This is a genomic window from Pusillimonas caeni, from assembly GCF_003545815.1.
GTDB lineage: Bacteria > Pseudomonadota > Gammaproteobacteria > Burkholderiales > Burkholderiaceae_B > Pusillimonas > Pusillimonas caeni.
Genome location: NZ_PDUW01000009.1, coordinates 1 through 18,172 on the forward strand (window position 1 = coordinate 1; position 18,172 = coordinate 18,172).

At 64.9% G+C, this 18,172-nt stretch carries 18 protein-coding genes; 5 read left to right on the forward strand and 13 right to left on the reverse strand.

The window, feature by feature from the left end; genetic code table 11:
- Positions 1–294 precede the first annotated feature (294 nt).
- From greB to CSC67_RS17400, 13 genes are all read right to left on the reverse strand, one after another.
- Positions 295–870 carry a transcription elongation factor GreB gene (greB, locus tag CSC67_RS17340; RefSeq protein WP_118995716.1) on the reverse strand — a complete coding sequence of 192 codons (576 nt, stop codon included), beginning with the start codon at positions 868–870 and terminating at the stop codon, positions 295–297.
- A gap of 54 nt (positions 871–924) precedes the next feature.
- Positions 925–1,410, reverse strand: a complete 486-nt coding sequence (locus CSC67_RS21685; RefSeq protein ID WP_118995717.1) for a DUF192 domain-containing protein — start codon at positions 1,408–1,410, stop codon at positions 925–927.
- 2 nt (positions 1,411–1,412) lie between these two features.
- A complete protein-coding gene (locus tag CSC67_RS17350; protein WP_118995718.1) occupies positions 1,413–2,276 on the reverse strand; it encodes a type II secretion system F family protein in 864 nt (287 codons plus the stop codon).
- Positions 2,277–2,284: 8 nt separating this feature from the next.
- A complete protein-coding gene (locus CSC67_RS17355) occupies positions 2,285–3,130 on the reverse strand; it encodes a type II secretion system F family protein (protein WP_118995719.1) in 846 nt (281 codons plus the stop codon).
- Entirely contained in the window at positions 3,127–5,007 is a 1,881-nt protein-coding gene (locus tag CSC67_RS17360; RefSeq protein ID WP_118995720.1) for a TadA family conjugal transfer-associated ATPase, read from the reverse strand. Before CSC67_RS17360 ends, CSC67_RS17355 begins: the two co-directional genes overlap by 4 nt.
- A 5-nt stretch (positions 5,008–5,012) precedes the next feature.
- Entirely contained in the window at positions 5,013–6,539 is a 1,527-nt protein-coding gene (locus CSC67_RS17365) for a type II and III secretion system protein family protein (protein ID WP_245220275.1), read from the reverse strand.
- A gap of 8 nt (positions 6,540–6,547) precedes the next feature.
- Positions 6,548–7,504, reverse strand: coding sequence for a Flp pilus assembly protein CpaB (gene cpaB, locus CSC67_RS17370; protein WP_118995721.1), 957 nt, complete (start codon positions 7,502–7,504; stop codon positions 6,548–6,550).
- A 35-nt stretch (positions 7,505–7,539) separates the two neighbouring features.
- Entirely contained in the window at positions 7,540–8,292 is a 753-nt protein-coding gene (locus tag CSC67_RS17375) for a hypothetical protein (RefSeq protein WP_135227476.1), read from the reverse strand.
- A 25-nt stretch (positions 8,293–8,317) separates the two neighbouring features.
- Entirely contained in the window at positions 8,318–9,073 is a 756-nt protein-coding gene (locus CSC67_RS17380; protein WP_118995723.1) for a hypothetical protein, read from the reverse strand.
- A 53-nt stretch (positions 9,074–9,126) separates the two neighbouring features.
- Positions 9,127–10,419: a hypothetical protein gene (locus tag CSC67_RS17385; RefSeq protein WP_118995724.1), complete on the reverse strand. Its 1,293-nt coding sequence runs from the start codon at positions 10,417–10,419 to the stop codon at positions 9,127–9,129.
- Positions 10,416–10,682, reverse strand: coding sequence for a hypothetical protein (locus CSC67_RS17390; protein ID WP_118995725.1), 267 nt, complete (start codon positions 10,680–10,682; stop codon positions 10,416–10,418). Before CSC67_RS17390 ends, CSC67_RS17385 begins: the two co-directional genes overlap by 4 nt.
- Before the next feature lie 227 nt (positions 10,683–10,909).
- On the reverse strand, positions 10,910–11,815 hold the full coding sequence (locus CSC67_RS17395; protein WP_118995726.1) for an NAD(P)/FAD-dependent oxidoreductase: 906 nt from the start codon (positions 11,813–11,815) through the stop codon (positions 10,910–10,912).
- Positions 11,816–11,838: 23 nt separating this feature from the next.
- Positions 11,839–12,051 carry a hypothetical protein gene (locus CSC67_RS17400; RefSeq protein ID WP_118995727.1) on the reverse strand — a complete coding sequence of 71 codons (213 nt, stop codon included), beginning with the start codon at positions 12,049–12,051 and terminating at the stop codon, positions 11,839–11,841.
- A 373-nt stretch (positions 12,052–12,424) separates the two neighbouring features.
- On the opposite strand from CSC67_RS17400, the gene zigA reads away from it, so the two are divergent.
- The 5 genes from zigA to CSC67_RS17425 all read left to right on the forward strand — a co-directional run bounded on the left by zigA (position 12,425) and on the right by CSC67_RS17425 (position 18,132).
- Entirely contained in the window at positions 12,425–13,654 is a 1,230-nt protein-coding gene (gene zigA / locus CSC67_RS17405; RefSeq protein WP_118995728.1) for a zinc metallochaperone GTPase ZigA, read from the forward strand.
- Between the two features lie 209 nt (positions 13,655–13,863).
- Complete coding sequence (locus tag CSC67_RS17410; RefSeq protein WP_118995729.1) at positions 13,864–14,925, forward strand: PdxA family dehydrogenase; 1,062 nt, start codon at positions 13,864–13,866, stop codon at positions 14,923–14,925.
- Between the two features lie 197 nt (positions 14,926–15,122).
- Positions 15,123–15,590 (forward strand): ferric iron uptake transcriptional regulator, encoded by a 468-nt coding sequence (gene fur, locus CSC67_RS17415; protein ID WP_118995730.1) that lies wholly within the window; start codon positions 15,123–15,125, stop codon positions 15,588–15,590.
- Positions 15,591–15,620: 30 nt separating this feature from the next.
- Positions 15,621–15,974: a phosphoribosyl-AMP cyclohydrolase gene (locus CSC67_RS17420; RefSeq protein WP_118995731.1), complete on the forward strand. Its 354-nt coding sequence runs from the start codon at positions 15,621–15,623 to the stop codon at positions 15,972–15,974.
- 73 nt (positions 15,975–16,047) lie between these two features.
- Positions 16,048–18,132: a thioredoxin domain-containing protein gene (locus CSC67_RS17425; RefSeq protein ID WP_118995732.1), complete on the forward strand. Its 2,085-nt coding sequence runs from the start codon at positions 16,048–16,050 to the stop codon at positions 18,130–18,132.
- Positions 18,133–18,172 lie beyond the last annotated feature (40 nt).

An 18,172-nucleotide genomic window follows, 5' to 3' on the forward strand; every position in this document is an offset into this window, starting at 1 on the left:
TTCTTGCGCAGTACTTGCCGGCCGCTCTCATCTTGACCGTGAAGATGAAAACAGCGCTTACCCAGGTCAATGCCTATCAGCTTGATCGTCGCCATGATGGTCTCCTTATCTCCAGGGGGAAATCCCCCTACAGCGTACCCGCCCTCGCCGAGGGGCGGGCTGACCATCTCATTACTCAACAAAACCGTCACAATAAGAGAGAGCCCGATGACGTAACGACCGCTCTACCGTAGCCGCCCCTCAAACCGCCCCGACAGGACATGTCAGGCGAAGCCACCATGCAAAGCGCTAGACCTAGACCCCGCCCTGCCCACCCGCTTCCGGATAATGAACCTCGAGTATGTCCAGTTCATCGACACCCGCAGGCGTACGCAGCACCACGGTGTCGCCCTCGCGCGCCTTGGTCAGCGCCCGCGCCACCGGCGAGATCCAGCTGATGCGTCCCTGCAGCGGCTCGGCCTCGTCCACGCCGACGATGGTGACGCGGAACTCTTCGCCCGCCTTGTCCGAATAAACCACCGTGGCGCCGAAAAAGACCTGGTCTTTATTGGGCTGCAAGGAAGGATCGACCACCTCGGCCATTTCCAGCCGCTTGGTCAGGAACCGGATGCGGCGGTCGATTTCGCGCAGGCGCTTCTTGCCATAGAGATAATCGCCGTTTTCCGAGCGATCGCCATTGGACGCCGCCCATGAAACGACCTGCACCACGGACGGCCGCTCTTCGTTCATGAGCTGCTCGAGCTCGGCGCGCAGCCGCGCATAGCCCTGGGTGGTGATGTAGTTCTTGGTGCCCGGCGGCAAGGGAGCCGCCTCGGGGGCCAGGTCGTCATCGTCGTCGTTGTCCGACTCTTTGACAAAAGCTTTGTTCATGGCGCGATATGAAACAGACACCGCCGGCCCATGCCGGCGTACAGTCCTATTCTATCAACGGCCGGCCCGCATGGCTCGCCGCAATGCCGCATCGTAGCGGCCATGCCTGCGGCAATAGAAGGCCGGCAATTCCACGACCGAATACGCCCTCGCACACCAAGCCGCGCGATTTGGGCGCAGAGCATGCACTGTCTTCAATATGCGCCCCCGCCTGTCCATGAAGACGACATCGATGGCCCGCCGCATGCCGAACGTATGGACGGCGCTACAGGGCCGAAGCCATAAGCCCTCGTGCGGCCCCATATCGCGCAACAGGAAAAGCCCCGCGGCGCGCCTCCAGAAAGATGCCGCAAGCCGGAGTCGCAACGGCGGAACCGACCCATGCCGGCGACCGAAATAGTGATGTACGGCGCGTCTGCCGCAGCGACCGGTGGCGCCGACCGGCGCTTCGCTTCCGGAACCGTACTCAGAGTGAGCGTCGCCGCCCTTATACCTTCTTGCCACCCATTGTCTGAAGAAGCCGAAAGAAAGACGAGCCATGACTACATGGCCTCCAGCAGCTTGACGGCTATCGGAAAGCCGATGATCAGAAAGGTGCAGGGAAATATGCAGCACACCAGAGGAAACAGCATCTTCACCGGCGCCTCCAGCGCCAGTTTCTCGGCTCGCAGAAAGCGCTCGCTGCGCCGCTGCTCCGACTGCGCTCGCAGCAAGGGGCCCAGGCTCATGCCCAACTGATCGGCCTGTCCCAGCGCCGTGACCAATTGCTGCACGGCGTTCAGGCCGGTGCGCCCGGCCAATTGCTGCAACGCCTCATGACGCACCACGCCGGCCCGCATGTCGGCCAGGCTGCGCCGCAGTTCGTCGCGCAAGGGCCCGGGAGGACCATGTCGAGCCGCCTCCTGCAAGGCGCCCTGCAGGCTCAGGCCGGCCTCGACGCACAAGGTGGCCATGTCCAGCAGAAAAGGAAACTCTTTTTGCATGAGGCGCCGCCGTTGGACGCCCCGGCGTGCCAGCGTATGCCAGGGCATCCACGCCGCCAAGCCCGCGCCCAGGGCTGGAGCCGCCAGCCGGCCCGACTCGAAAGAGAGCATCACCATGCCGCCGGCGATGGCGGCGGCCACGAGCAAGCCCGACATCAGTTGGATCGCGGCGACGTGCTCGGGCCGCCAGGCTGTATCCAGCCCCGCCTGTTGGATAAGCTTGCCGGCGGCGCTTCTGGCGCGCCAGGAAAGCCATGGCCCCAAAGCCGTTGCCAGGACGTCGAGCCAGGGCCAGGCGAGACGCAGCAGAAGATGCCGGACGTGATCGGGAGCAGGACGGGCTCGACCGACGGGCCTCATCGCCACCCATGCCAGGCAATGCAGCGACAGGCCCGCCAACACACAGCTCAACCAGAACAGCATCGCGCCCCCTACACTTGTATGTCGACGATGCGGCGTATAAGCAGGACGCCGACGAGCTCGAGCACGCCCACGATCGCCAGCACCGCCCAACCGGCGGGCGTATGCCATAGCAGGGCCATGGTCTGCGGATCGAGGCGGTCGAGCACCAAAGCCAGCGCCAGCGGCAGGCAGGCCATGATCCAGGCCTGCAGCCGGCCCTGGGATGTGAGTGCGCCGACGCGCGCGTGCAGTTGTATGCGCGACCGCAGCGTCGCGGCGATGCGTTCCAGCGTCTCGGCCAGATTGCCGCCGTTGTGCAGGGCGATTTTCAATGAGGAGACGACCAGTCCCGCGCCTTCGCTGGGCATGCGCGCATAAAGATTGGATAAAGCCTGTTCAAACGACACGCCCATGCGCTGCTCGCGCAGCACCAGGCCGAACTCCTGTGAAAGCGGCACCGGCGCCTGGGGAACGATGTGGCGCAGGGCGGCCTGCACGCCCGAACCGGCCCGCAATGCGCCCGAAAGCGCCAACAGGAGATCGGGCAGTTGCTCGTCGAAACGGGTCTGGCGCCGCTTGCGCAAATAAACCAGCGCCCAGCGGGGAGCCGCCAGCATGACGGCCGCGGCCGCCAGGGCCAGCCCCGGCGACGCGCTGAGCACCGTGATGACGATGAAGACTGCGGCGCAGACCAGAAGATTCGCCTGCCATAAGCTGGCCGGATCCAGGAACAGAAAGAACTCCCCCAGCCGGTTCTGTGCCGTGCGCGTGAAGGCGTCGCGGTACTGGACAAAGCCATGCGGCAGCCAGCGCTGCATCAGCCAGGCGGCCGCCACCCCCGCAACCAGGACGCTGGCAAGGAAAATGAAAATCATGGGCGCACACCATTGAAGCGCTTGTCGGCAGCTTCCATGCCGATATCGCCATCAACATGGCGCCCGTCGCCGGTCGCCGCATGGTCCGTCTCGAACCCGCCGTGCGCGGCGGCCGAGGCCGGCCGGAAGCTTGCCGCTGCCTGGGCAATGACACAGCGCTGCGTGAACAGCGATGCATCCAGGCCCTCGAATCGTCCGCGCTCGCGCGCCATGAAGTCGGGCACGACCCCGCAGCCGGCGAACACCGCCGGAGGCCCGGCCTCGTAGTTGAACAAGGGCTGCAACTGGATACGGCCGCTTTCGATGCCGCTTACCTCGACGATGGAATCGATATAGCGCCGGCCGTCGCCGGCACGCACCTGCTGAACGATCAGGTCGATGCTGGCGCTGATGTGCTCGCGCACGGCGGCCAGCGGCAGGTCCATGCCCGCCATGAGTATCATGGTCTCGAGACGGGCAAGCGCGTCGCGGGGGCTGTTGGCGTGCAGCGTGGTCAGCGAGCCCTCGTGGCCGGTATTCATCGCCGCCAGCATGTCGAACGCCTCGCCGCCGCGGCACTCGCCCACCACGATGCGGTCGGGCCGCATGCGCAGCGCGTTGCGCACCAGGTCGCGTATCTCTATGGCGCCCCGCCCCTCCAGATTGGGCGGCCGCGCCTCCAGCGTCACGAGGTGGTCGTGCTCGAGCTTGAGTTCGGCCGCGTCCTCGATGGTGACGATGCGCTCCGCCTCGGGTATGCAATTGGAAAGCACGTTGAGCAGTGTCGTCTTGCCCGAGCCCGTGCCTCCGGAGACCACGATGTTCTTGCGATGCCTTACGCAGGCCACCAGGAAGTCGCGCATGGCCGCGTCCAGAGCGCCGACCCGCAGCAGATCGTCCATACCGGGCCGCTGGACCGGAAACTTGCGTATCGTCAGGCTGGCCCCGCGCAGCGCAATGGGCGGAATCACCGCATTGACCCGCGAGCCGTCCCGAAGGCGCGCGTCGACCATGGGTGAGCTTTCGTCTATGCGCCGGCCCAGGGGCGACACGATGCGCTCTATGACGCCCAGCACCGCCTGCTCGCTGCTGAATCCGGACGCATGGCGCCGAAGCCGGCCCGCCGTTTCGACGAATATCTCATCGTGCCGATTGACCATGATCTCGGTGATGGCCGGGTCGGCCAATAATGGCTCCAGGGGACCCAGGCCGATGGCTTCATCCACCACTTCGGCCAGCAATGATTCGCGATCGATGGCCGCGGGCAGCGCGGCGTCATCATCGATGATGGCTGTCAGCACCTGGCGCGCTTCGTCGCGCAGGGCCGAGTCGCTCAGCGTCACGACATCGCGGCGGCGCAGATCCAGCGCCTTGAGCAGCGCCCTGTGCAACCTTCGGCGATGCTGCAGGCGCTGGGCCAAGGCCGTCGCGGCGGCATCGTCGACGCACCGACTGGCTTTGCCAAGAGCATGCGGCCTTGGCTTCGCCTCGCACGCCGTTGACTCGCCGTTGTCCATGCCGGGGGAGTCATCTTGAGGCGTTCGCCCGGTTTTGTCGGATGGCGCTTCGTCGTCGCCCCGCCCTGTGCGAGGCATGGGCGCATCGTCGACCGCGCAGCGGCGCACCCGTATCAGGCAAGGCCCCACCAGGATTTCATCGCCGGCCAGCAAAGGCCCATGATGCGTGATGCGCCGGCCATTGACCAGCGTACCGCTCAATGTGCCCAGATCGTCGATGAACACTCCGTCCGAGCCCTGCTCGATGCATGCATGCCGCTTGCCGACCCGCCACGCCGCGATCTGCAGCCCGCAGCGCGGAGAGCGCCCGATGTCCACCGGCAGCGACACGCTGCGTTGCTCGACGGTGCCATCCTCGAACCTGAGTTCCAGTTCCAGCATGGGATTCACTCCTGATAGGCTTGGACGTTGACTCCGCTTCGGACTGCGCCTTGTCCGCCGGCGGGCTGCTGAGCCGGCGCCGGGGAATGCCCCGTACCTTCGACGTCCCGGCTGCCGCCAGCCCATTGCGACCCCGGGCCGAAGTAAGGGCTCCAGCCGCCATCGCCTGTGATCGGCGCGGGCAGGTCGTCGAGAGAACGGATCGGAACGTTCAAGGCCTCGGGCGCGCTGAAGGTGGAACGCAGGATTTCGCGACCCCTGGCCACGCGGGCCTGAAGGTCGGGATGGTCGGCCCCCACGACGATGGGCGTGACGAATATGGCCAGTTCGGTCTCGCTATGTTGAAAGCGCGTCGAACTGAACAAGCGTCCCAGCACCGGCACGTCTCCCAAGCCCGGCACCTTGCTGACGTTGCGCGACTCGTCGCGCGACAGAAAGCCCGCCATCACCAGCGTCTGCCCGGACCTGACATTGAATTCCGTCGAAGCCCGCCGCGTCTTGAGCGACGGCCCATTGGGCACGGACAATGCGCTGTCGATGGAGCTGACCTCGACTTCGATGTGGGAACGCACGGCGCCGTTGCGTTCGATCTGGGGAGTAATGCGCAAAGACACGCCGTAAGGCTTGAACGCCGTATTGGTATTGCCGTTGGCGTCCACGGTTGAATAAGGGACTTCTCCGCCGGCAAGGAACTCGGCCGTCGCTCCGCTGCGCGCCAGCAACTGGGGCTGGGCCAGCACCACGGCGGTGCCGGTCTGCGCCATGGCGTTGATCCGGGCCGACAGCAACGCATTCACCCCGAAGTAGCCGGCCATGGAGGCGGCCGGGCCGGGGATGGGCATGGGCGAAGGCTGGCCGGCCGAGCCGGGCCGCTCGTCCCAGCGCCGCGTACCGGCGTCCCAGGCCAGGCCGGCCACCACGCCGCCGTCGCTTTCGCTGTTCCATCGCACGCCCAGCTCCTGCAACTGGCTGCGGGGCACCTCGACCACCTGAACGTCGAGCAGCACCATGCGGTCCCACCCGATCTGGCCGGTGAAGTCGACCAATTGCGGATAGCGCTGGCCGAGCTGGGCCAGGCGCTCGCGGTCGGCGTCGGACAGGTCGTCGCCCTCGACAATGAGCTTGTCGCCGACGTTGGAGATGCGCGCATTGGGAATGCGCTCGAGCACGGCACGCAATTCCTGCTGCACACGACGCGCCCCTTCGGGAGCGACTTCGACGTCGAAACGGCGGCGCGTCCCGTCCTCGGACCATACCTGCAACACCGTCGAGCCCTCGCGCCTGGCAAAGACAATGACCTCTTTCTCTTCGGTCGTGACGGCATTGACCACCTGCCCGTCTCCCACCGCCACTCTCGCCACGTCCGGCACCGCCAGCACACGCAGCTCGCCCACCTGCAGGCTCAGAAGCTGATCCGTCGCGGCCCGCGCCGGTATAGCCGACAGACAAGCCAGCGCAAGAAGCAGCGCACCGCTTGGCCGGCGCAGCGGCCCGCAGGCATTCATCAGAAAGCGGCAGAAAACAGGCGACATGGCGGGGCCTATGGGTTGTCAGCGGCCGGGCCCGCTTCGAACAGGTCAGATCCGAGCAGGCCGGCCTCGTGCCGGGCGTTCAGCCAGGCACTGACCAGTTCCGGAGCCTGGGGCAGATCGAACATGCCCGCGGCGGGCGGCGCCTCGGTGGATGGACGCAGTTCAGCCAGCCGGTCCACCGGCTTGTCTCCATAAATGACCGGCGCCCGCAGAGGCGTCGGCGGCCCGGCAGGCGCCTGGACGACACCAAGCAGGCTGGCCAGGTCTCCCCGTGAAGCGCGCTGCGTCGACAGGGCATCGTCCGAGCGTCGCAGCAACGCTGTGATGGTGCCTCCCTGCCGCGCCGCCACGAGCTTGATGGCGTCTTCGGGCGCGGTGTCGAGGGTGACCGTCGAATAGCCGAACGCCCCGCCCTGTTCGGCGCCATCGGTGGCCACGCCCGTGGCGAGCACCAGCACGCCTTGCAGCAACGGGGCGGTAATGCGCTTGTGCTGATGGTCGAAGGAGACGTACAAGTCGATGAGATCGCCGGGTTCGAGCAGCCCTGAAGCGGAATTGATGGCGTCGATAGGCATGGTGATGGCGCGGCGGCCCTCGCCCAGCCGGGCCGAAAAAGGCTGGCTTCTGTCGGAAGCGGCATGGGCCGCCAGGACGGCATCGCCTGCGCGAAGCGGTGTTTTCAGAAGTCGCCCCTCGAGCATCCCGTAAGATTCGGGCGCAATGCTGTCGCTGGCCGCCAGCCCAGCCGGAAAGCTGCGCACCGCCAGATGATCGCTGCCGAGGCGAATGCCGGCCGGCAGGTCGTATGCCGCCACGACCCGCTGCACGGTGGGCACCCTGCCCTCGGCTTCGATCTGGAGGATGCGGCCCTGGATGTGCTGGCGGGCCGCCCATACGGCAAGCAGCCCCGCTCCCAGGGCAATGCCCAGCATGATGCCGGACCGTCGATCGAAAGGCAGTCGCATGGCTAGTCCTTTTAGCGTTGACGGACCCTGGGGCCTCATTGGAGCTCACTGACCAGGACGGCATCCCGGCCGCCGCCCGAAGCGGGCACCGGGAACACGTCGACCCGTCGACTGCCTGGCCGCTTGCCCGCGGCGCCTGCCGTCCAGCTGTGCACGCCTGCGCGCCGCCATCCCGTCTCGGCCATCCGCCGGTTGAGATCGTCCATGAAGCCATCGAGGGAACGACTGGGTATGTGAATGCTTTGCACCTCGGTTTGCCCTCTTGCCGATGACGACTGGCTGAACACCAAGCGCGCATTCTGCGTCAGCCAGGGCGCCAGGAAACCCGGCCCGGGCCCGCGCGGCGCAGCGGCAAGGTCCAGGGGAAGCGCCGAGACCATGCCCCTGACCCGTCCTTGCGCCGCCTCGATCTGCGCGACCCAATGGCGCCCCGCGTGAACGCCCGACAACAGGATAGAGCCCGGCAGGGTGGTGACTCTCTGGAATCGATTCTCGTGGCGCGCCATGGCCTTGGCCGCCTGCTCGAGGCTTAGCGTCGCCACGAAACCGCGTACGATGACCGGCACGCCGGATAACTGCACTTCCATCGGTTCAGCCCAGTTGAAGACCGGCGCCGAGGCATGTGGAAAAGACATGCCGCCCGGGATGGACGCAGACGCCGGGGACGGCGCGAGAAGGCACAGTGCCGCGGCCAGAATGCAGGCGGGCCGGCGCAGCGCAGAACGGACGTTTGCGCCGACAGCCCAGAATCGGCGATATGGAAGCATGGCGTGGGAACGATGGTTCACGGTCGACCTCCTGCAAAGTAAAGACTCATGGCTGATTTCCCATGAAGCGATGCCGTTGAGGGACCTGGCCCGCCCAGGCGCTGAGCCAGTCGGACGTGGGGCCGGGGCGGCGCCAGCCGGCATCGACGGGACTCATCGAGGAACGAATGTGCTGGCCAAGGCCATAAGAGCGCTGCGCCGCATCGCCCCAGGCCAGGGCCGAGTCCGCCACGCGCCGCTGCGCGGCGGCGTCGTCCGATGCATGGCCGGCGCCCGTCGCGATGGACGTATGGCGCGTCAACTTGGGATAGGCCTGATCGAAGTCGCGCAGTCCCGACATGAAGCCCCTCGCCACACTTCCGGCTTGGTCCGGCGCAAAAGGAAATTCGACCGTAATGCGCGCATCGACGATGCCTGCATCGGCCACATGCCATTGTTGGCGCAGCGTCCGCGCGTAAGGTTCGCCTTGGCCGGCCTGGGCCATGTCGTCAAGTTGCGGCCCGCGCTCGACATCCAGACGGACCTCGTCGCCCTCGGCGCTGAAGAGCAGCCGGCCCTTCCGGTCTGCCCAGCGATGAAGCGGCATGCCGAAGAAGTGCCGTCGAGCCGCCTCGACCGATACGGGCGCGCCGCGCGCCTCGGCGAAGGCCAGATAGCGGCTGGCATGCGAGGCCTGCAAGGCCACGTCCTGAAAGCGCCCGAGCCAGGCGATCGCCGCCCATACCAGCAGCAATGCCGAGAAAACGACCAAAGCCTCGGCCAGCGCTTGCCCCGCATACGCTTGCCGGCCTCGCGGCGCCAAGCAAAGCCTTGGCGATTTCCCAGCTGCCGGCGGCGCGATAAAGGGTGGGATCGTCATGGCGCCCCCGGAGAAGATGAAAAATCGCCGGAGCGCAGCCGGGCCTGCCAGAAGGGATGAAAGAGATTCGGCCGCTCGAAATAGCCGTCGGGCCTGCCGTGAGGACGGGAAAAGAAGGTTTCGGCCGCGCTGCGTGTGATGATGGAAATGTCTTCCGGCCCTTGGCGGCGCAGCAGTACACCGAAGCCCAGGCGGGGTGCGGAGCCCTCCCCCGCCACGTCGAAATAGTCGGGCAGGCCCGACGACTGCCATTGCGGCCGAGCCGCGACCGCGCGGGAATTGGCCAGCGGATTGGCATCGCCCGAGAAGATGTCCCAATCGGTGGCTTCCCGCACCCAGCGCCAGAAATCCTGAGCGGAGAAATCGTCCGGAGGGTTCTCGACATGGGGAGAGTCTGTACGCTGCCGGCCAGCGGTGGGAATCCAGCCCCAGCCCATGGCGTATTCGCGGAAGTAGCAGCCTATCCAGCGATTGGAGCGCAAGGCATGGAAGGATTGCGTATCGATGGACTGCCACACGCCCGAGTCGTCGAGTTGGGTCTGCCCTCGGCGACGAAGCTCATGCCGGCGAGCGGGACAACGCGCCTGCACCGGCCAGGGATTGCGCGCGGTATGGTTGCGGGGTGATAGAAAACCATAATGCCCGGCCGCATCGCGCGCAAACGACGCCAAGTGCCTGCGTCCGGCATGCAGCCGGACGGCGCCGGGCCAGTCGTCGTGCTCGATCTCCAGCACGGACGGCTCGCCGGGGTAGTGACGCCCCAGCACTTGCGTCATCGCTTCGTGGCGGGCCTGCGGCAGATCGTCGACGATGTCGTGCTGGACCGCGCCCAGCACCTGATGAACAAGCCTGTCGTGCGCGGCATGGGCCGCCGCCAGCTGCCCCGGGGTTTGCGCCAGCGATTCGAGTCCGCCCGCACCCATGGCGGCCGCATAGGCGGACCCATGCGCCGCGCCGAACAGCATGGCGATCAGATAGACGGGTGGATTGCCTATCGTGGCCTGGCGGGATTCGGCGCCGCCCAGAAACGCCCAGGTGCCCAAAGTGACGAGGTGGGCCATGGCCACCTGATGCCCCACCTGGGAACGGTTGAGGAAGGCCAGCATGTTCAAGGCGCGCGCCTGGACCAGAGCGCCGCTGTACGCGGCGGCATCGAGGCCGTGAAGCTGGCGCGCCTTGGCCGCCACCATCTGCCCCGTGGCAAAGTAGCGCACCAGCACCAGGGAGGCGACGGCGGCGAGCAACATGCCCCAGACCAGGGCCTGGCCGCCTTGCGGATGCGGGTTCATTGACCGGCGCCGGCGTTGCCGGTGAACGACTTCAGGCTTTTGGCGGCGGTTTGCCCGGCCGCCGCTTCAGATGCGGCCTGCGCCGCCTGGCTCTGCGCGGAGCCGTCTTCGCCTGCCAGTTCGCGCGCCATGGCCGCGGTCTGAGAACGCACGACCTGGCCGAACAATTGATACACCGCGATGGCCGCCACCGCGACCAGGGCCACGATGATGATGTATTCGGTCATGCCTTGGCCGCGCTGGCGCGGGTGGGCTTGCTGCATGGTCGCCTCCTTGATCCGGTCTTATGGGAAGTCTCGCTTCCGCCGGAAGAAGGCACAATCCGCAGATGCCGATACGGATCGAATTGCGCAGCGGCCTAAATCCACCGTGCCCTGCGCGAAGAAATGGCGGATGGCTTAGATCATGGCGCCTCGACATCGCGCAAGTATCCAGGAAACTGGCTGGCCATGAGCGCTCTCGGGCGCTGTACCAGCACGATTGAACGGGATTAGCGGAAGATCAGCATCTGGTGGGCCGCCGTGCCCGCCTGCGCGCCATCGCCAATGGCAAACGACACGCTGCCGGCCATGCGCGCGGCATCGCCGCAAGCAAACACCCCCGGCACAGACGTTTCCTTGAATTCGTTCGTCCGAATGTACCGACCGATTGGTCCCTCCTCCATGGCGCACCCCAGTTGCTCGGCGATCGGGCTGGCCACACGCGTTCGGCTAGCGACAAACAAGCCATCGAACGCGAGAAGCCTGGCGTCCACAAGTTCAACCGTCGCCGCTTCAGTGATGCGCCGAATGGCCGTGGGTTCGAGGATCACGCCACGACGCTGCAGATCGCCCCGCTGGGCCTCATCAGGAATAACGCTGCCATTGATGAGCAGCGTCACCCTTCCCCAGTCGGGCAGCATCATCGCCTGATGCAATGAAACGTCGCCGACGCCGATCACGCCGATGCGGCCCTGCGCCAACTCATAACCGTGGCAGTACGGGCAATGAAATATGCTCCGGCCCCATCTGTCCGACAGACCATCGATTTCCGGCAGATCGTCGACTACGCCCAAGGCAAGAACCAAACCCCGCGCATGGAAATCCCGGCCTTGGTCGTCCTGCACGGCGAACACATCTTCCGTCCGTCGTGCAAGAGCTGCCGTGCCTTCAAGCCACTGAACCGTTGGATAGGCTTGAACCTGCTCACGGCCAACCGCAGCGATCGCGTCCGGCGACCGTCCATCCTGGCCCAGAAGGCCGTGCGACGTCGCCGCAAAGCGGTTGCGACGGACGCCGGCATCGATCACCAGCACGCGCCGCCTCGCGCGGGCGAGCTGCATGGCCGCCGCCTGGCCGGCATAGCTGCCGCCAATCACGATCACGTCGAAGTGGTCCTGGGTGCTTGCCATAGACATATTCGATTCTCCAGTGGCAATGGTCACGTGTCGGCCAGTTCACGCGATGCGCGCTCGAACCATTCCTGCACCGCCCGCCAGTGGCGATCGCCATACCGGCGGCGAAACCGCTGGGTTTCCTCCAGCGCCTCGTTGCGCCAGACGCTCAAGCGCTGTTCCACATACTGCGAGGTGAGCGCAATACCGCATTCGACAATGATGCAGTGGCGCCATTGCTCATACGACTGGGGAATCATGGCATTTCGCTTCCTACTTTGGCGACCATTACCAGCGCCATTCTTTATCCAATAAAGTTATGTTATAACATAACGATTTGTAGTCCATGAACCCTACGCTGATACGGGCACAACATGAACAGGCAAGCAGAGCTGACAGGCAATCAGCGGCGGATACTGCAGGCGCTGCGCGGGCCAACGGACCGCTGGGCGCCTATGCCTTGCTGGAGCGTGTCGGATTCAGCGGAGCGACCCAGGTCTATCGTGCGCTTCCGCCATGCTGTCATCGAGGTGCATGGCAAGTGCTCCGCATGCTGCGCCATCGAGCAGGCAGGACACGGTTGACGCGCATGGACGCCGGCAGATCCTTTTTTATGACACGAGATATCGAACCATGAATTCAGCAGCTTCCCACCTTGATCCGCGCTTGCCCGTCACCGTCTTGTCCGGCTTTCTTGGAGCCGGCAAGACAACCCTGCTCAACCACATCCTCAACAATCGCGAGGGCCGCCGCGTGGCGGTCATCGTCAACGACATGAGCGAGGTCAACATCGACGCCGCGCTGGTGCGCGAGGGCGGCGCCGAACTGTCCCGCACCGACGAGAAGCTGGTGGAGATGAGCAACGGCTGCATCTGCTGCACGCTGCGCGAGGATCTTCTGCTCGAAGTGGACCGCTTGGCCAAAGAAGGCCGGTTCGACCAGCTCGTCATCGAATCCACCGGCATTTCCGAACCTCTGCCGGTGGCGGAAACCTTCACCTTCGAAGGCGAGGACGGCCGCAGTTTGGGCGAGGTCGCCCGCCTGGACACCATGGTAACGGTCGTCGATGCCTACAACTTCCTGCGCGACTATGGTTCGCGCGACAGCCTGCAGGAACGTGGCGAGTCGATGGGCGAAGAAGACGAGCGCACCGTGGTAGACCTACTGATCGAGCAAATCGAGTTTTGCGACGTCCTCGTGCTCAACAAGGTGGATCTTATCAATGAGCAGGAACGCGAACGGTTGATGGCGATTCTGCACAAACTGAACCCCCGGGCACGGATTGAAGTCGCCGAATTCGGCAAAGTACCGCTGGATCGTGTGCTGGCCACGGGCCTGTTCGATTTCCAGGAAGCGTCCAAGGCACCAGGGTGGCTGCAGGAGCTGCGCGGCACCCACACCCCCGAAACCGAGGAGTACGGCATCCGCAGCTTCGTCTACCGGGCGCGCCGGCCCTTCCATCCACAGCGTTTCCAAGCGTTGTTGCAAGACGAATGGCCGGGCGTGGTCCGTTCCAAGGGCTTTTACTGGCTGGCCAGCCACCCGACGATGGCGGGCTCCTGGTCGCAGGCGGGTGCCGTGGTGCGTCACGGTCCGGCCGGCTACTGGTGGGCGGCCATGCCGCCGGAGCGCTGGCCGCAGGATCCGGAAACCGTCCGCCTGATCCGCGCCAAATGGGATGAGAACGTAGGCGATGCTCGCCAGGAGCTCGTGCTGATCGGCATGGATATGGACGAGAGCGCGCTGTGCGCAGGGCTTGACGCCTGTCTGCTGACCGACGAGGAAATGGGCCTGGGTCCGGATGCCTGGCAGCAGTGGCCGACGCCCTTTGAAGCGTGGCCCGAACGTCAACCCGCATTCTAGGTGGTATCGAGCATAAATTGGATACCGTACTGACCGCCTTCCCGACGTTTCACTTACCGAACGCTCGCCCAAACTGAGCGCCTTGCAATGAGTGGGAATGCAGGACATGGACTTGCCGATCCGGATCGCGGAGGCAGGCTGCCGCGAGGTGCACGCTCTGAAGCGGACATGACTATGCAGCATTCATACCGACAAGAGGGACTCCAAGCATGATCAACAGAAACAACTCCGGCCGTGATGGAGGTGTTACGAGCCTGCCCAAGTTGGCCATCACGCTGGGCGATCCGGCCGGCATCGGTCCCGAAATCGCGTTAAAAGCCGCGCTCGATCCTCGCGTCCTGGCGGTGTGCCGGCCGCTCTTGGTCGGTGACCGAAGCGCGGTGGCGCGGCATGCCGGGCTGTGTGGAATCGACGTTCGGATCGATCCGGTCGAATCCGCCGCCGAGGACGTCGCCCCAGGCACTGATCAGGTGACCATTCTGCATCGTGACCATTTCTCAACCGAACCGCTGCAGTTGGGACTGATCACGGCAGCGCACGGTCGGGCCGCCGTCGATGCCGCGCGTGCCGCCATTGAGGCGGCGCTGGCCGGACAGGTCGGCGCGGTGGTCGCCTGCCCGCAGACCGAGTCCGCCATTCACGCCGCGGGCATCGAGTTCGATGGCTATCCGTCGTTTGTGGCGCGTTGTACCGGCGTCCCGGTCGAAGATGCCTATCTGATGATGTGCTTCGATGCCGTTCGGATCGTTCATGCCACGCTGCACGTAAGCCTGCGCGAAGCCCTGGATCTCGTTACCGAAGCGCGTGTGCTGCGCGTGATCTCGGCCACCCATGCCGTGTTGTCTCACGATGGCCGTTCCCCTCGCATCGCCGTTGCCGGCATCAATCCGCATGCGAGCGAAGGCGGGCTGTTCGGTTTTGAGGAAGCCCGCATCATCGAGCCGGCGCTGGCGACGGCGCGATCACAGGGCATCGACGTCGACGGCCCTTTCGGTGTCGACACGCTGTTCAAGAAGCCCGGATACGACGCCTTCGTGGTGATGTACCACGACCAGGGCCATTTGGCCGCCAAGCTGCTGGCCACCAACCGGATCGCGGGCCTGACCATTGGCACGCCCATTCTGTTTGCATCGGTCGGGCATGGCAGCGCGCTTGATATCGCCGGTAAGAACAAGGCGACGCCGGACGCCGTGATCGAAGCGGTCTTGCGAGTCGCCGCCGGCGCAACAGGCGGCATGCGCGCGAATCCCGAGGTGGTGGACGCCCTATGAACAATATGACGATGAACCCTGTAGAAACGCATGCACGCCCGCCGGCTCAGCCTGACCGACTGGTCGATCTGAGCAGCGCGGGGCCAGCCCGTCTCTTCGGTATGGCCGTCAAGGGACGCATGAGGTGTTGGTCGGCCGGCCCCTTGGCCAACCCATCGAGTTTTTGGAGACAAAACCATCATTACCTGGAGAGTCGAATGAGCGAGTCCAGTGATTTGAAGCGCGCCGGGCTGAAAGCGACACTGCCGCGGCTCAGGATTCTGGAAGTCTTCGAACAGGCGATGCCGCGCCATCTCTCGCCCGAAGACGTCTACCGCCAACTGCTGAGCAGGAATATCGAAGTGGGCCTGGCAACGGTATACCGCGTCCTCGCCCAGCTTCAGCAGGCCGGTTTGCTAAGGCTCGCACGTTTTGATGCCGGCAAGGCGATGTACGAACTGGATGATGGCTCCCACCACGATCATCTGGTCTGCACAGAGTGCGGCTGGGTAGAGGAATTTCACGACGAGGTCATCGAAGCACACCAACGCCGCGTCGCAAAGCGACTGGGATTCGAGCTCGGGGATCACACCCTCGTCCTTTATGGACGCTGTACGAAGGTCGATTGCGAACATCGGCACCACATGGAATCACGACAAGGATGCAAGCATGAACACTTCAGATAGGCCCCTGGACGGCGCAACGGGTCGCGGAGAGTGCACTGCACACCTCAGCCCCTGCATTTCGCTGCCCGTACTTCGGTCGAACAGGTCGAGGAAGGCCATGAGCTGGCACCGAAGTTCGATCGCGGCGGGTTGATCCCTTGCGTCACGACCGATGCCCGGACCGGCGACGTGCTGATGCTGGGCTACATGAACGCCGAAGCCCTGAGCTTGACCGTCCAGACGGGCGAAGCCCACTATTGGAGCCGATCGCGCCAGACGGTATGGCACAAAGGCGCCGTCGGCGAGGAGCGCGGGCAAGGCGATAGCTTGGTCTTCACCGAGGCTGAGAGAACTTTCGACCCGACCAAGGTCTATGGCGATGCGCCCAATCCCACTATCCTGTAGAGCACAGCCCTCGGCATAAAGGCGTGCTCCAGACTGACGCCATAGGCCGCATTTTTCATTGAGAGAAAGAGCCATGCCCAATCACCTGAGCGACCAAACCAGCCCCTACCTGCTGCAGCATGCCGACAACCCGGTGGATTGGCACCCCTGGAACGCGGAGGCGCTTGCCCTCGCGCGCAGCACGAATCGGCCGATTCTGCTGTCCGTGGGCTACTCGGCTTGCCACTGGTGCCACGTCATGGCGCATGAATGCTTCGAGAACGAGGAAACCGCCGAACTGATGAACCGTGGGTTCGTCAATGTCAAGGTCGACCGGGAAGAACGGCCCGACATCGATCACATCTACCAATTGGCACACCAGCTCATTGTCGGCCGCGGCGGCGGCTGGCCTCTGACGATGTTTCTGACCCCCACGGGCGAGCCGTTCTTTGGCGGCACTTATTTTCCGAAGCATGCACGCTACGGACGTCCGGGCTTCGATGAGGTCTTGAAGCGCGTGACCGAGGTTTGGTCCACGCAGCGCGATCAGGTATTGGCCGAAGGTGCGCAGCGTACCCGCCGCCTGGCCGAACTGGCTCGAGGGTTCGCGCAGGGCGAAGCTGCCGACGTGTCCTCGGAAGCGATGTTGGCGGAAACAGCGACAGCGTCGGCCCAGGGCTTGCGCGACGTCATGATGCAGGCATTCGACGCCGTTCACGGAGGCTTTGGTGTAGCGCCCAAATTCCCGCAGCCGGCCATCCTGTCCGCTCTGCTGCGCCACGCCGTAGCCCAAAGGGACGATCAGGCGCGCGATGCGGTGCTGACGACCTTGCGGCAAATGGCGGAAGGCGGCCTCTATGACCACTTGGGCGGCGGTTTCTTCCGCTATAGCACGGACGAGCGCTGGGAAATCCCGCATTTCGAGAAGATGCTGTACGACAACGGCCCACTGCTGCGCTTGTACGCCGAGGCATGGCAAGTCAGCGGCGACCCGATATTTGCGCTGGTATGCGAGGAAACAGCGGCCTGGTTGATGCGCGAGATGCAGGCCGCCGAAGGCGGATTCTTCTCCAGCATCGATGCCGACTCGGAAGGCGAGGAAGGCAAATTCTACGTGTGGCAGCGCGAGGAAGCGGCTCAGGCGCTCGACGCCTCGTCGTGGCCGGTCGTTGCCGCCTATTACGGCTTTGACACATCGCCGAACTTTGAGGATCAAGCCTGGCATCTACGCGTCGTACGGCCCTTGGCCCAGGTCGCCAGGGATCTGGGCCGCCCGGAAATGACGTGTGCTGCGCAAATTGCGCAGGCCCGGCCCCGGCTGCTTGCGCGGCGCGAGCGGCGTGTCCGTCCCGCTCGCGATGAAAAAATCCTGACAAGCTGGAACGCGCTTGCCATCGACGGCATGGCGTTCGCTGCCCGGGTCTTCAGCCGCCCAGCGTGGGCGGCTTCAGCCCGTCGGGCTTATGACTTCCTGCGTGCAACGCTATGGCGAGATGGGCGGCTACTGGTTACCTACAAGGATGGCCGCGCACATTCGAATGCCTACTTGGACGACTACGCATTCCTGCTTGGCGCCTCTTTGGAAGTGCTGCAGGGCGATACGCTGGATGGCGACGATTTGCAGTTCGCGCGGGCGTTGGCCGACACCCTGCTGACGCACTTCGAAGATCGAACAGCCGGCGGCTTTTTTTTCACGAGCAACGACCACGAAGCCCTGGTGGTGCGGCCCAAGTCCGGTGACGATGGCGCGCTGGCGTCCGGCAATGCCGTCGCGGCTGTGCAGTTGCAGCGCCTCGGACATCTGGTGGGCGAACCCCGATACCTAGAAGCGGCGCAGCGCGCCATGTCGTCCTTTGCCAGCCAAGCTCGCCGCCTTCCCCAAGCGTTCGGAACGCTGTCGGTGGCCCTGGCCGAATGGGTGACGCCCCCATACCTATTGGCTCTGACCGGGATGTTTGCCGAAACCTCCGGCTGTCACGAGCAACTGGCAGGCCGGTATCTGCCGCACGTCATGACGATCCGACTTCCTGCCCAGCGCCAAGCCCTGCCCGCCGTACTGAGGATGCCAAGTGAGCCCGCCTCGGCTGCCTGGGTGTGTCGAGGCGCTACCTGCCTGCCTCCAGTCTCGGACCCCGACGTTTTACCGGCTCTCTTGGCCTTGCCGGACGCCCGTGCCTGACACGGCAGGAGGTAGCCCCGCCGCCTACTCAGTCATACCA

Bases quoted from the DNA above. Each gene is read 5' to 3' on its own strand.
- greB (WP_118995716.1), bottom strand. From the start codon at position 870: ATGAACAAAGCTTTTGTCAAAGAGTCGGACAACGACGACGATGACGAC.
- CSC67_RS21685 (WP_118995717.1), bottom strand. From the start codon at position 1,410: ATGGCTCGTCTTTCTTTCGGCTTCTTCAGACAATGGGTGGCAAGAAGG.
- CSC67_RS17350 (WP_118995718.1), bottom strand. From the start codon at position 2,276: ATGCTGTTCTGGTTGAGCTGTGTGTTGGCGGGCCTGTCGCTGCATTGC.
- CSC67_RS17355 (WP_118995719.1), bottom strand. From the start codon at position 3,130: ATGATTTTCATTTTCCTTGCCAGCGTCCTGGTTGCGGGGGTGGCGGCC.
- CSC67_RS17360 (WP_118995720.1), bottom strand. From the start codon at position 5,007: ATGCTGGAACTGGAACTCAGGTTCGAGGATGGCACCGTCGAGCAACGC.
- CSC67_RS17365 (WP_245220275.1), bottom strand. From the start codon at position 6,539: ATGTCGCCTGTTTTCTGCCGCTTTCTGATGAATGCCTGCGGGCCGCTG.
- cpaB (WP_118995721.1), bottom strand. From the start codon at position 7,504: ATGCGACTGCCTTTCGATCGACGGTCCGGCATCATGCTGGGCATTGCC.
- CSC67_RS17385 (WP_118995724.1), bottom strand. From the start codon at position 10,419: ATGAACCCGCATCCGCAAGGCGGCCAGGCCCTGGTCTGGGGCATGTTG.
- CSC67_RS17390 (WP_118995725.1), bottom strand. From the start codon at position 10,682: ATGCAGCAAGCCCACCCGCGCCAGCGCGGCCAAGGCATGACCGAATAC.
- CSC67_RS17395 (WP_118995726.1), bottom strand. From the start codon at position 11,815: ATGTCTATGGCAAGCACCCAGGACCACTTCGACGTGATCGTGATTGGC.
- CSC67_RS17400 (WP_118995727.1), bottom strand. From the start codon at position 12,051: ATGATTCCCCAGTCGTATGAGCAATGGCGCCACTGCATCATTGTCGAA.
- zigA (WP_118995728.1), top strand. From the start codon at position 12,425: ATGAATTCAGCAGCTTCCCACCTTGATCCGCGCTTGCCCGTCACCGTC.
- CSC67_RS17410 (WP_118995729.1), top strand. From the start codon at position 13,864: ATGATCAACAGAAACAACTCCGGCCGTGATGGAGGTGTTACGAGCCTG.
- fur (WP_118995730.1), top strand. From the start codon at position 15,123: ATGAGCGAGTCCAGTGATTTGAAGCGCGCCGGGCTGAAAGCGACACTG.
- CSC67_RS17425 (WP_118995732.1), top strand. From the start codon at position 16,048: ATGCCCAATCACCTGAGCGACCAAACCAGCCCCTACCTGCTGCAGCAT.